Annotated in this window: 9 protein-coding genes and 1 other annotated feature; of the genes, 4 read left to right on the top strand and 5 right to left on the bottom strand. The window is 33.2% G+C overall.

The features are described from left to right. The first annotated feature begins 28 nt into the window (after positions 1-28). Positions 29-232: a binding site (T-box leader), on the top strand. Positions 233-454: 222 nt separating this feature from the next. Beyond that, a complete protein-coding gene (gene thrS, locus Ctaglu_RS13290) occupies positions 455-2,392 on the top strand; it encodes a threonine--tRNA ligase (RefSeq protein WP_125002444.1) in 1,938 nt (645 codons plus the stop codon). A gap of 69 nt (positions 2,393-2,461) precedes the next feature. Here thrS and Ctaglu_RS13295 read toward each other — a convergent pair whose 3' ends face one another. From Ctaglu_RS13295 to Ctaglu_RS13315, 5 genes are all read right to left on the bottom strand, one after another. Further along, positions 2,462-4,114 carry a glutamine--tRNA ligase/YqeY domain fusion protein gene (locus Ctaglu_RS13295; RefSeq protein ID WP_125002446.1) on the bottom strand — a complete coding sequence of 551 codons (1,653 nt, stop codon included), beginning with the start codon at positions 4,112-4,114 and terminating at the stop codon, positions 2,462-2,464. Positions 4,115-4,628: 514 nt separating this feature from the next. Beyond that, positions 4,629-6,434, bottom strand: a complete 1,806-nt coding sequence (locus Ctaglu_RS13300) for an ASKHA domain-containing protein (RefSeq protein ID WP_125002448.1) — start codon at positions 6,432-6,434, stop codon at positions 4,629-4,631. Further along, positions 6,431-7,459, bottom strand: a complete 1,029-nt coding sequence (locus tag Ctaglu_RS13305; RefSeq protein WP_125002450.1) for a methylcobamide:CoM methyltransferase MtbA — start codon at positions 7,457-7,459, stop codon at positions 6,431-6,433. The genes Ctaglu_RS13300 and Ctaglu_RS13305 overlap by 4 nt, the downstream gene beginning before the upstream one ends. After that, on the bottom strand, positions 7,456-8,127 hold the full coding sequence (locus Ctaglu_RS13310; protein ID WP_125002452.1) for a cobalamin B12-binding domain-containing protein: 672 nt from the start codon (positions 8,125-8,127) through the stop codon (positions 7,456-7,458). The genes Ctaglu_RS13305 and Ctaglu_RS13310 overlap by 4 nt, the downstream gene beginning before the upstream one ends. A gap of 97 nt (positions 8,128-8,224) precedes the next feature. Beyond that, positions 8,225-9,280 (bottom strand): uroporphyrinogen decarboxylase family protein, encoded by a 1,056-nt coding sequence (locus tag Ctaglu_RS13315; protein ID WP_233439777.1) that lies wholly within the window; start codon positions 9,278-9,280, stop codon positions 8,225-8,227. Between the two features lie 597 nt (positions 9,281-9,877). Here Ctaglu_RS13315 and Ctaglu_RS13320 point away from each other — a divergent pair. From Ctaglu_RS13320 to rsgA, 3 genes are all read left to right on the top strand, one after another. Then, the gene (locus tag Ctaglu_RS13320; protein WP_125002454.1) at positions 9,878-11,251 is read left to right on the top strand and encodes a sodium-dependent transporter; all 1,374 of its coding nucleotides are present in this window, start codon (positions 9,878-9,880) and stop codon (positions 11,249-11,251) included. An 849-nt stretch (positions 11,252-12,100) separates the two neighbouring features. Beyond that, positions 12,101-12,391: a CD3324 family protein gene (locus Ctaglu_RS13325; protein ID WP_125002456.1), complete on the top strand. Its 291-nt coding sequence runs from the start codon at positions 12,101-12,103 to the stop codon at positions 12,389-12,391. Positions 12,392-12,665: 274 nt separating this feature from the next. After that, on the top strand, positions 12,666-13,586 hold the full coding sequence (gene rsgA / locus Ctaglu_RS13330; protein WP_233439779.1) for a ribosome small subunit-dependent GTPase A: 921 nt from the start codon (positions 12,666-12,668) through the stop codon (positions 13,584-13,586). The last annotated feature ends 49 nt before the right edge of the window (positions 13,587-13,635 follow it).

The raw sequence follows: 13,635 nt of genomic DNA on the forward strand, positions 1-13,635 counted from the left end.
AGTGCTATAATTACTTTAAATTAAATATTTTAACACTACGAAGAGAAAAGTAAGCCATATCATATTTACAGAGAGAGAATACATTAGCTGAAATTATTCTTAAATATTAATTGCTGAAGACCACCTCTGAGTGACTCCAATAAAGTCCGGTAATTCCGTTATAATTAATAAGTGGTTTATTTTTATAAACAATTTGGGTGGAACCGCGGGAAATTATAATCTCGTCCCTTTTCTATAGTTAGAATTGGGATGAGGTTTTTTTGTTTTATAAAAAATATATTTATAAAACTTGTATAACATTAACGAAGTGAACTTACGAGTTTAATAGTTCTCGCATATATACATTATCTATCACAAAAACTACTACTTAATTTAAAAGAAGGCATTCAGCCACAAGCCTAAAGGCATGCTGGTTTTCTACTAAAAATTCATAAAAAAGAAGGGAGTAATATATATGATAAATATTAAATTAAAAGATGGTTCAATGAAATCTTATGAATCTGGAATGACTGTAATCGAAATTGCGAAAGATATTAGTGAGGGACTTGCAAGAGTTGCCTGTGCTGGAACTGTAAATGGTGAAACTGTAGACTTACGTTTCAAAATTACTGAGGACTGTGAACTTAGTATATTAACTTTTGATGATGAGGAAGGTAAAAAAGCCTTTAGACATAGCGCTACTCATATTTTAGCTCAAGCAGTAAAGAGATTATTCCCTAGTACAAAACTTGCCATCGGACCTGCTATAGATGGAGGTTTCTACTATGATTTTGATAAACAAGGTTCTTTCTCTGCAGATGAAATTAAAGAAATTGAAGTAGAAATGAAGAAAATTGTTAAGGAAGATTTACCAATAGAAAGATTTGAACTTAATCGTTCTGAAGCTATTGCTTTAATGGAAGAACAGGATGAAAATTTTAAAGTTCAATTAATTGAAGACCTACCAGTGGATGCAGTTTTATCTTTTTATAAACATGGTGAATTTACAGATCTTTGTGCAGGTCCACATTTAATGTCTACAAAATATATAAAGGCCTTTAAACTTACTCAAGTTGCAGGAGCATACTGGAGAGGTAGCGAGAAAAATAAAATGCTCAGTCGTATATACGGAACTGCTTTCACAAAAAAATCTGATTTAGATGCTCATATACTTCAAGTGGAAGAAGCTAAAAAAAGAGACCATAACAAGCTTGGACGAGAATTAAAATTGTTTACAACGTCTGATGTTATAGGTCAAGGATTACCTCTACTTATGCCTAATGGTGCAAGGGTAATTCAACTGCTTGAGCGTTTCGTTGAAGATGAAGAACAAAGAAGAGGCTACGTTATAACTAAGACTCCTCTTATGGCTAAGAGTGATTTATATAAAATGTCTGGTCACTGGGATCATTATAAAGATGGAATGTTTGTGCTTGGTGATGAATCTAAGGATGAGGACGTTATGGCACTTCGCCCAATGACATGCCCATTCCAATTTACAATTTTTAATTCTGATCAAAAGAGTTATAGGGACCTCCCAATTAGATATGCTGAAACTTCAACATTGTTTAGAAATGAGTCTTCTGGTGAAATGCATGGTCTTATCAGAGTACGTCAGTTCACTATTTCAGAGGGTCATTTAGTTGTTAGACCTGATCAATTAGAACAAGAATTTAAGGATGTTGTAGCTTTAATTAACTATTTCATGGAGACATTAGGACTCAAAGATGATATAACTTATAGATTCTCTAAAGGGGATCCAAATGATAAAGAAAAATATATCGACAACCCAAAAGCTTGGGAAGATACTGAAACTAAAATGAAGGATATATTAGACCATTTAGGAATAAACTATAAGACAGCTATTGGTGAAGCTGCATTCTACGGCCCTAAGCTTGATCTTCAAATCAAAAATGTTCATGGTAAAGAAGATACTATAATTACTGTACAAATTGACTTCGCACTACCAGAAAGATTTGACATGACTTATGTTGATAAAGATGGAACTAAAAAACGTCCATATGTTATCCATAGAACTTCTATTGGTTGCTACGAGCGAACACTTGCAATTTTAATAGAAAAATATGCCGGTGCCTTCCCAACTTGGCTTGCACCAATGCAAGTTAAAGTATTACCTATTTCTGAAAAGTATCATGATTATGCAGATAAGGTAGTAGCTAAACTAAAGGCAGCAAACATTAGAGTAGAGGGCGACTATAGAGCAGAAAAAATCGGGTACAAAATCCGTGAAGCTCGCACGCAAAGAGCACCTTTCCTACTAATAGTTGGCGAAAAAGAAGCTGAGCTAAATGAAGTTTCTGTTAGAAGCCGTAGAAATGATGATGAAGGTTCAATCGCACTAGATTCCTTTATTGCACGAATTAAAAATGAAATAGAAACTAGATTATTATAACAATAAAAGCCAGTATAGGAATTATTCCTGTACTGGCTTTTATTACGTTTGTTAAATACTATATCTTGCTTAGATTTTAAAAGAACTTTTTAAAGATACTATTCTATTAAACACTAATTTATCTTGTGAGGTGTATCTAGAATCCACATTGAAATACCCATGTCTGAAGAATTGGAATTTATCTTGCGCCTTTGAAGATTCCATATTTGGTTCTACAAATCCTTGCAGTATTTCAATAGAATTTGGGTTTATTTGATCTAAGAAAGTTTTTCCTTCTTCTTGCTCTTCATCTAAAATTAAAGGCTCATATAATCTAAATTCTGCTGGCACCGCATTTGTTGCATCTACCCAGTGGATTGTTCCTTTAACTTTTCTTCCTGTAAATCCAGTGCCACTCTTAGTTTCAATATCATAAGTACAATGTATTTCAGATACATTCCCCTCTGAATCTTTAACTAAATCATTACATTTTATAAAATATGCGCCTTTGAGTCTTACTTCATTTCCTGGAAACAACCTAAAATATTTCTTTGGTGGATTTTCCATAAAATCCTCTTGTTCTATATATATTTCTTTTGAGAATGATACCTGGCGAGTTCCCATGGCTGCATCATCTTGATTATTCTCAATTGTAAGCATTTCTACTTGAGATTCTGGGTAATTTGTAATAACCACTTTTAATGGTTTTAAAACTGCCATAGTTCTAGGTGTTTTTGGGCTTAAATCTTCTCTTATAAAGTGCTCTAGCATTTGTCCATCTACTGTACTGTTAGCTTTTGCAACTCCAATTTCTCTACAAAAATTACGTATAGCATTTGCAGTGTAGCCGCGACGTCTAAGTCCAGCTATGGTTGGCATACGTGGATCATCCCAAGCATCTACAACGCCTTCGTCTACTAATTGTTTAAGATTTCTTTTACTCATTACGGTATTTGTAATATTTAATCTTGCAAATTCTATTTGTCTTGGTTTATTTTCCATTTCACAATTATTTATAACCCAATCATATAGTGGGCGATGATCCTCAAATTCTAAAGTACAAATTGAATGTGTAATTCCTTCAATTGCATCCTCTATTGGATGTGCATAATCGTACATAGGGTAAATACACCATTTATCACCTGTATTATGATGCACTGCATGAGACATACGATAAATTATTGGATCTCTCATGTTTATATTAGGAGAGCTCATATCGATTTTAGCTCTTAGAACCTTTTCTCCATCCGCGAATTCACCTTTTCTCATACGGTCAAATAGATCTAGGTTTTCTTCCACAGTTCTATTTTTGTATGGGCTTTCTTTTCCTGGCTCCCTTAAAGTACCTCTGTACTCTTTCATATCGCCCGCTGTTAAATCACAAACATATGCTTTATTATTTTTTATTAATAGCACAGCACGATCATACATCTCATCAAAATAGTTTGAGGCAAAAAATAGTTCATCCCACTTATACCCAAGCCATTTTATGTCCTCTTCTATGGAATTAACGTACTCTTTATCTTCCTTTGCTGGGTTGGTATCATCAAAACGTAAGTTTGTCTTACCGCTAAATTCATCTGCCAGTTCAAAGTTTAAAATAATTGATTTTGCATGACCAATATGCAAATATCCGTTTGGTTCTGGCGGAAAACGGGTTATGATTTTACTGTGTTTTCCTGTTTCTAAATCTTCCATAACAATATTTCTTATAAAATTTGATGAAGCAGTTTTGTTTTCCATATTTGTCACCTTCCTTTTAATCTAGCTTACGCGTAAGTTCGCTTACAAGTAAGTGCTTAAGTGTAAGCTAGCATACTTATAATTTTGCGCACTTATAAATTTTCTCTATATTCTAATAAATATATCACAAAAACAGATTTTTTTCTAGGATTTTTATGGTATTTTTTAACGTAACCTGTGATTTAACCACATACTGTGATGATATGACAACTTTAATAAGATTTTTCACCTCTTATATAAGTTAGATTACCTACTACAATAAAAATAAAACTTCAGTTGGAATATAAATCTCCTTCTGAAGTAGTTAATATTATAATATATAAGATGCTTAGCAGCTATGAAGGTCAACTTTAATCTTTAGTTTGCCCAATATTCAGGAATAATAAACTTGCAGGTTTCCAGCCAAGTGGCAAGTTTACGATGTCACTTGTAACATGGATAGCCACCGCATCTTAAATAATATAATAATTTCAAGGCTAATTCATGTCCTACAGCAATCCATGTGCGTTCTTCTCTAAGAAAAACTCAAACATTTTGTAAATAGTTTCTCGTATCCATCCATAGTAGAAAGTTCAAAATAATTTACATCTTTAGCTATGGTTTCTATATCCTCTCTTACCTGCTGTGATAATAAACACATAACTGCTCCAGATTTAGAAGAGTTTCCAACATAGGTTATTTTGTCCCTTAAGGCTTCAGGAATTATACCTATACCTATCAAGCTATCCACATTTAAATGTTTACCAAATTGTCCTGCAATAATTACCTCTTGTAAATCTACCATATCTATTTCCATTAAATTAAGTAACGCATAAAACCCAGATGAAATAGCACCTTTTGCAAGTTGCACCTGGCGAATATCCTTTTGTGTTATGTATATTTCCTTAGCGCCCATTGCAATATGTATCTTTCGTTTCCCATTTTCCTCTATTATTAAATGTTCGAGTCCTGGATTACTTTCCATTACTGACTCTTTCTTTTTTATACGGCCAGTTTTTTCAATAAGTCCTACTCGGGCTATCTCTGAAATAGACTCCAAAATTCCACTGCCACAAATCCCTACAGGGGTTTTATCACCTATTACCTTTAAGCTTATTTTATTTTCATGAATTTTTATACCTTCAATGGCACCTTCAGCCGCTCTCATGCCACAGCTAATGTTCATACCCTCAAGGGCCGGCCCTGCAGCACAAGAGCAAGAAGAAAGCTTCCCAGCCTTTGATATAACTATTTCTCCGTTAGTTCCTATATCAATAAATAATATATTTTCATCTGCCTTTTGCAACTTTGAAACTATAATGCCTGCTGTAATATCTCCACCTATAAAACTAGACACTGAGGGCACACAATATACTCTACCAAAAGGTGATATATTTATACAAAGACTCCCTGCTGAAATATTTTGAGCCTTTTTAAAGACTGGTGTATATGGTGCTTTTCCTATAGAATCCGTATTTACACCCAGTAGCAAATGCATCATAGTTGTGTTTGCAGCTATTGTTATTTCATATATACTAGAAGCTGCTATACTATTTTCGTTGCATAACTTCAAAGTTAAGCCATTTATGCAATTGATAATACCTTTATGCAATAACTCTAACCCCTTAGGATTACTTTGGACAAAGGCAATTCTAGAAAGTACATCTAACCCATACTCTGTTTGAGGATTTATTTCACTTACTGAGGCAATTTCTTCCCCCATAATTAAGTCTACTAGTGATGCTACAACCGTTGTGGTTCCAATATCCATAGCTATTCCATAAGTTTCCTTCACAGTATTACCAGGTTCTATGCCTATAATATGGCCACCTAAATAAACTCCAGTAAACTCACCTTGCTTAAAAGCCTCTGGTAAAAGTTTAAGCAAATCAATGTTATTATTCTCTATTTTCTGCTGCACAACATCTTCTATTATTTCCTCATAGGATAAATCATTTTTAAAGTTTTGTTTTATAAGCTTATAAACTTCTTTATGTATCATTGGATTTATACTTATAGAAGGCATGTAACCCTCTGTCAAAATTTCATGTTTTATGTTTTTGTCTTCTAATAACTCTGCCGTTAAATCACCCTGTGGTTTTACATGGCAAGCCAGCCTTATACCTTGCTTTATTTCTTCTTTTGTTAAATGACTAGCTTCCTCTTGCGTTAGCTGATTTATTTCACCCTTTAGAATTTTAATTTTACATTTTCCGCAGGTACCTCTCCCACCACAAGGACTTTCCATTCCTATTCCCTTTTCTTGTATTATATTTAATAGGGAAGTTTTTACTACAAATTCATATGTTTCTCCAGTACTTGCAATTGTTAAATAACTCATATTATTTCACTATATCCTTTGGCGGCATCCACCATACTACGAATATTATCCATACTGGTTTTTGTACCTATTCCACAGGCTGGAGATAAAATATCACACCCACTGTGCATACAATTCTGAGCTATACTCTTTATATTTTCCTGAGAGCTATTCTCTAGAGCAAAGGTGCTTACATTTCCCATTATAACTTTATTATCAACAAACTCTACCATTTGAGTAACATTAGTTATTGCATCAAAGCTTATAGCATTACTATGTAACTCCTTTAATTCACTGTAAATACTTTTAAGTCTCCCGCAAATATGAATAATAGTTCCACCCGCGCATTCATGCTTTAGTGCATCAATTATTGTATTTAAATAAGGTAGCGCAAATTCCCTAAACATTTTAGGTCCTAATATTTCTCCAGTACCACTCGGATCAGAAATAGTTAAAACATCTGCTCCAGCTTCTATCTGTGCTTTTCCAAAGGTAATAAGATTTTCTGTAACAAATTTCATAAATTTATGAGCTTCTATAGGATTGCGCCTTAACTCCTTATAGTAAACCATAGGTTCCATTAGTGAAGAAGCTAAACTAACAGGTCCTGTTAAATTTGCCACTATAGGCACCAGTGGATTTTTTATTTTCAGAATTTTAATTGCTTCTAGTGCCACTTTCGCTCTGCCCATACTTACATCTATATTGTTTAATTTATCCCACTCTGAGGCATAATTAATTGGATAATTAGTAACCCTAGGTTCATTAATCTTTGTGCCCATATATACAGTCGCACCCATGGCTTCTGCTTCTATGGTCATACAAAAAGGCACTCCAAAATTTTCAAAACCACCATTTTCGTAAACTCCAAAGCTAAGCCCCGCCATCATTCCAGCATCACTATGAGCTTCTGGCCAGTTAACTCCTGTGATATCCATTACCTCTTCCGTTATCATATTCATCATTCCACCTGGACAAATGCAAGGTGGACGATCCACTTTTTCCCCTTTTAAAACTTTAAACAATCTTTCCTTTGGGGTAATCATATTTTAAGTTCTTCCTTTGCCTTATTAATCAATTCCTTTGCCATTTTAGCTGCTCTAGAGGCATCTGCGGTATATACATCTGCCCCTATTTTCTCAGCAAAGCTAGATGACACTGGTCCACCACCTATCATAACCATGATTTTTTCTCTTAAATTTTCATTCTCTAATATTTTAACAACTTCTTCCATACCGCACATAGTAGTAGTCATAAGAGTAGATAAACATATAATATCTGCATTTATTTCCTTGGCTTTTTCTACAAATTTAATAGCTGGCACATCTCTTCCCAAATCTTCTACATAAAATCCTTCAGTTTCCATCATAATTTTAACCAAGTTTTTGCCTATATCATGTGTATCACCTTCTACTACGCCTATGACTACCTTATGTTTTTTATCCCCCTCTTTACTTTTTAAATGAGGTTTTAATATATCAAGGCCCGCATACATAGCATCTGAGCAAATTAACAATTCTGGAATATAATATTCCTCCTCGTCGTATAACTCTCCTGCTCTACGCATCCCATGAGCTAGTCCCTTATCAATACCCTCGTAAGCATCAAAATTATTTTCAATAAATTGTTTAGTTATTTCTATAGTTTTCTCCTCTTCCATATCTACCACGGAATCAGAAATTGCTTGTAATAATTCTTCTTTTAAATTTGACATTTATTATTCCTCCTCTATATGCAGTTCATCAACTTGACATTTGTGAAATCGGCAGTTACCGAAATCCGAACTTGCCCCCTTGGTGGCACTAGCTTTGCTATCTCTTTTGACCATATATTCTTGCGGAATCCATAAGTGCTATTATTTTATCTGGATGCGTTCCTATAGGTATATCGCAACCTGAGCTTAAAACAAATCCTTTTGGACTGTCATATGCCTTGCTTATACATAACTTACCTGCATTATGTATTTCTTCTATAGTTCCTCTGAGTATAGTTTCAACTGGAGCTACATTTCCTATTAAACAAACTTTATCCCCAAATTGCTCTTTAAGTTCACCTATATCATCTATATTGTCCAAGCTTAAATTTCCAATACCTACATCCACCATATCTGCCCATATTTTTTTAGTTGTTCCACATATGTGAAGAGTGGTCCCACTTCCTCGTCTTTCGATAATTCTATCCATACATTTTTTCAAATATGGCTTTGCAAATTCTCTAAAGGTCTTAGCACTAATCATAGTACCTGACGCAACAGGTTCAGCAATACTTGGACTTAACCCTAAATCGCATACTGCGTCAATATAGTTTATAACACTTTGGGTGGATATTTCGAGTAATTTATGTACCATTTCAGGGTTTCTAGTTATATCCTTTAGGAAATCTTCTGTTCCTCTTAAAAAAGCAGCAGTAGTAAATGGTCCTCCCATGGAACTACCTACAAATACTTCATGCCCAATTTTTGAATTAGCTACCTTAAGTGCTTCAAGAAAATATGATATTCTTCCATCTTTATAAGGATCTATAGGTGATAGTTTTCCTATATCCTTATAGTCCCTTAATATAGGTTTACTAAAGTAAGGTGTTCCATTTTCCGGAAATTTAAATTCACTTCCCATAGCCTCAGGTATTCCCTGAAGCCCTGGACCAACACCTATACTATCTGGTCTGAATGTTTCAAAACTTTTCACCGCTACATCTATAATTACTTCTGTTGAAAAATTATGTTCTTTAATTGTATGTCCAAAAAGCGGTGCACAAGCCTCCCCTAAAAATGGACCACATGGGATTCTATCAATTTGTTTTCCAGCTGAAAATGCCTCCATTCTTTCTCTCGGTGTCATTTGATCTGGCTTTATAATTTGACTCATCTTAATTCCTCCTTGATAAATTCTATACTAAATTTTTTAAAGCATTTAAAAAAAATAAAATAACATACTGATTTGTTATTTTTTTCAGATACTTTATAGAATTATATAACTACTATAGTGCCCTAACTATTAGAAACGTTAACTATAAGTTTTTACAAGTACTATATTTAGTACACATAAAGTTTACACTCTACTTTAATCATATGCAAATCAGTTTTTCAAATAGTATTTGACTCATCTATAGCTATTTTTTATCTCTGTTGACTTAATAATATATACATGATATTTTGTTAAAGGCATGAAAATATATGTCTATTTTTATGCGGTTTTATGCTATTGCTCAAAATATACATATATACATATGTTAATTATGGTTAATTTGTGTAAATTTAATTTCTTTTAAACAGAGCTTTAATCCCGGGTATAGAGACCTGTTTAACGACATTTCAGAAGGACGATCTCCCATTTCTATAAGCGGGAGATGTATACTATAGCTAAAATAAAACTTCATAAGGAATTTAAATCCTTTATGAAGTCGTTAACATTTCAGCTTTGAAGCTGATGATTTAATTAAATATAAAGAGGAGTGATTTTGTAATGTCGGAGAAAAAAAAGAGAGAGACCTTTTCATCAGGATTTGCAGTTTTTTTCGCAACATTAGGTTCAGCAGTAGGCTTAGGTAATATATGGAAAGTGCCTTATTTAACAGGAGCTAAGGGCGGAGGCGCGTTTCTCTTAATATATGTTTTATGTGTTGCATTAGTTGGTATTCCAATTATGGTATGTGAATTTTATATTGGTAGAAAATCAAGAAAAAATGCAGTTGGAGCCTTTGAAGAGTTAAAAGCTGCTAAAGGTTGGAAAAGTATTGGATTTATAGGAGTAGTTTCAGCCTTTCTAATTATGTTTTTCTATAGTTGTGTTGCTGGTTGGGTTTATTCCTATGTTTTTAAAGCAATAAAAGGTGACTTTGTAGGGGTTACTTCAGCTACATCCTCAGCAAAATTCGCGTCAACACTAGTTGGACCAATGCCTCCACTTATATGGCAGTTTATAGTTCTTATAGTCGTTTCTATAATTTTAATTGCAGGAGTTAAAAATGGTATTGAAAGAATAACAAAAACACTTATGCCTGTATTATTCATATTAATTCTTATATGTGATATAACTGCATTAACACTTCCAGGCGCATCACAAGGATTAAAATTTTTATTCCATGTAGATTTTTCACAGATAAATGGATCTGTTATATTAACTGCTCTTGGTCTGTCATTTTTCAAATTATCATTAGGAATGGGAATTATGATTACCTATGGAAGTTATTTTACACAAAACAACAATATGATAGCAACTTCAGTAAGAGTTGCATTATCTGACTCATTAGTTTCAATCCTAGCAGGAATTGCAATATTCCCAGCTGTATTCTCATTTGGTATGAAACCTAGTGAAGGTGCTGGGCTTTTATTTAAAACAATACCACTTGTATTCTCAAAAATGCCTTTTGGTAATATATTATTAGTAGCATTTTTCTTATTAACTGCTATTGCAGCTACAACAGCAATGATATCTAATGTTCAAGTTCCAGTTGCATATTTTACGGAAGAAAAGGGTATGGGCAAAAAGACAGCGGTATTACTTACAACAGGCATAATGATGTCAATTGGAATTTTGGCAACATTATCTGCTGATTCCTCAAGTGTCCTTGGTAATATTCATATATTAGGTCAAAAGGGATTTTTCGAATCCTTTGATTACTTATCTTCCAATATATTACTTCCAGTAGGGGGACTTTTAACAGCAATTTTCATTGGATACTTTGTTAAAAGGGAAGATTTTAAACTAGAGCTATCAAATCAAGGAACTTTAAATAACGCTAGTATAATAAATGTTTTATATGTATTTATTAAATTTATAACACCAATTCTACTTATAATTGTTTTCTTAAATTCAATAGGAATAATTAAATTGTAACTGTAAAATATTTAAGTAAAATGAGCCTCAACAATTGTTGAGGCTCATTTTATTTAAATACCAGTAAATAAAAATTACTTTACATATTAAAACTCATTGTGAATTTTTAGGAAAAAACAATTATAATAGTTCTTTAACTTGAGAATTCAACTTAAAATATGCAATAATAAACACAGGCAGTAATCTAGTGAAAGGAGATGATAATATTGATAATTACTAGGAGGTGGCTTTTGACCTAAAAAGGTTAAAAGTTACCATTAAATATGAGGTGACTTGTTGGCTACCTCATATGAATACTAGGAGGCGACCTGCCTCCTTTTATATCAACTTGCCACCTGGGTGGCACCAATTCTTATTGACACAAGCACAGTTCTATAATAGAATAAAATTGTGAGAATAATCAATTTAATTAAATAATTCAGATGAAGGAGGATGTTGTTATATGATAAATTTAATTAAGGCTTTTGAGGTACTTTATCAATAACTAAATATTATTCGAAGGCAGTATAAAATTTTGTAGAATTTTTTTTTGTTCTATCTATAAAATATAAAACGGGGCTTATTAACCCTTTGTTTTTTGTGCTTTCGAAATGTAATTAATAACCGTCATCTGAAACGTTAAAATGAATTTAAAGTTTGGCAGAATGCACGAAGTTATCGTGTTTTTTTTATTGCCTTTTTTAATATTCCCGTGGATGGTTTTTATATCCACGGGATTTTTATATAGAAAAATAAACAGGCTAACAATTCAGATTTGTTATCCATACAAATAAATATAGGAGGCGGTTTCAATGAAAAGTTCTAAAACACTATTAAATAACATTGAAAATAAGGGGGAGGAATTTAATATTGTGTTACAAGAATGGGAAAGATGTATTGCCGTCAGCTCTTTTAAAGGAACTACAAAAATATATTCAAGGTGAAATTATATATATTCCAAAAAAGGATAATGTACGGAAGGGTTGGGGTGAAAATAATGGCACTCGAAAGATTCTAAGACAGCGTAATATGGAAATATATGAATTTTATAAAAATGGAACTACAATTTCTAAACTTACAGAATCTTATAATCTATCAGAAGATAGCATTAGAAAGATAATTTCCAATGGCATTTCAGAAGGTAAGTCCACAGTTTCTTAAAGTGGAAAGAATCACTATAACAGGGTGCAGATTTAAGTGGGACTGTAAATCTCCTTCTGAAGTCCTTGTTATCGTAGCACCGCAGGTGATTATTAATATGAATAATGAAAAATTAAATGCATAGGAGAGGATATTTATTTATAGTTTAAAACAATTAGGCTGGAACGAATTTTATAAAGAAGAATTTGAGACTTTTATAGAGGATGGTTATACCGTAGCAAGAGTTTTTGCAGAGCATAAGCATATTTATAAACTTTATACAGAGCAGGGAGAAATGCTATCGGAAATATCAGGTAAATTAAGACACGGAGCAATGGACAGTGATGAATTTCCAACAGTTGGAGACTTTGTAGTAGCAAGTCTTCGAACTTCTGAAATGAGAGCTACCATTCATACAGTGCTTCCTAGAAAAAGCAAGTTTTCCAGAAAGGTTGCAGGAATTAATACTAGGCAGCAAATTGTTGCTTCAAATATAGATACAGTTTTTCTTGTTAATTCTTTAAATAAGGATTTTAATGCAAGAAGAATAGAGAGATATTTAATTATGGCCTGGGAAAGTGGGGCTGCTCCAGTTATTTTGCTTAGTAAGGCTGACTTATGTGTGGATTTGGCTTCAAAATTAAGTCAAACGGAAAAAGTGGCCTCTGGCGTACCAATTCACGTAGTAAGCACCGTTGATAGTATAGGTATGGATGATTTAAATCAATATTTGAAGCCCGGTAGAACCATTGCATTACTTGGTTCTTCAGGAGTTGGAAAATCTACCTTGCTTAATTACCTGGCAGGAGAAGTTATTCAAGAGACAAATGAAGTACGAGAGTATGATGACAGAGGCAGACACACTTCAACCTCTAGAGAGATGTTCATTTTAGATAGTGGTGCTATTATGATAGATACCCCCGGAATGAGAGAACTACAGCTATGGGGTGGCACTGAAGGCATAAGTGAAGCCTTTGAGGATATAGAAGCATTAAGCTCCCAATGTAGGTTCTCAGATTGTATGCATAAAAATGAGCCAGGTTGTGCCATAAAGCAAGCTATTGAAGATGAAATTATTGATGAAAAAAGATTTAAAAGCTATTCAGCCCTGCAAAAGGAAGCTAAACTCATTGAAAGAAAGCAGAAAGATATAAACAGAATAGCTGGAAATAAAAAAAGCAAAGAATATATAGACCATAAATACCGTGGGCTTTAAGTTTATTCCATTGAAAATTTAAATTTTCTACTATAAAAAAAGTAACATA

Source organism: Clostridium tagluense (assembly GCF_003865095.1).
GTDB classification, from domain to species: domain Bacteria; phylum Bacillota; class Clostridia; order Clostridiales; family Clostridiaceae; genus Clostridium_AD; species Clostridium_AD tagluense.

What these genes read in the sequence shown, in the direction of transcription:
- thrS (WP_125002444.1), top strand. Translation starts at nt 455, where the DNA reads ATGATAAATATTAAATTAAAAGATGGTTCAATGAAATCTTATGAATCT.
- Ctaglu_RS13295 (WP_125002446.1), bottom strand. Translation starts at nt 4,114, where the DNA reads ATGGAAAACAAAACTGCTTCATCAAATTTTATAAGAAATATTGTTATG.
- Ctaglu_RS13300 (WP_125002448.1), bottom strand. Translation starts at nt 6,434, where the DNA reads ATGAGTTATTTAACAATTGCAAGTACTGGAGAAACATATGAATTTGTA.
- Ctaglu_RS13305 (WP_125002450.1), bottom strand. Translation starts at nt 7,459, where the DNA reads ATGATTACCCCAAAGGAAAGATTGTTTAAAGTTTTAAAAGGGGAAAAA.
- Ctaglu_RS13310 (WP_125002452.1), bottom strand. Translation starts at nt 8,127, where the DNA reads ATGTCAAATTTAAAAGAAGAATTATTACAAGCAATTTCTGATTCCGTG.
- Ctaglu_RS13315 (WP_233439777.1), bottom strand. Translation starts at nt 9,280, where the DNA reads ATGAGTCAAATTATAAAGCCAGATCAAATGACACCGAGAGAAAGAATG.
- Ctaglu_RS13320 (WP_125002454.1), top strand. Translation starts at nt 9,878, where the DNA reads ATGTCGGAGAAAAAAAAGAGAGAGACCTTTTCATCAGGATTTGCAGTT.
- rsgA (WP_233439779.1), top strand. Translation starts at nt 12,666, where the DNA reads ATGCTATCGGAAATATCAGGTAAATTAAGACACGGAGCAATGGACAGT.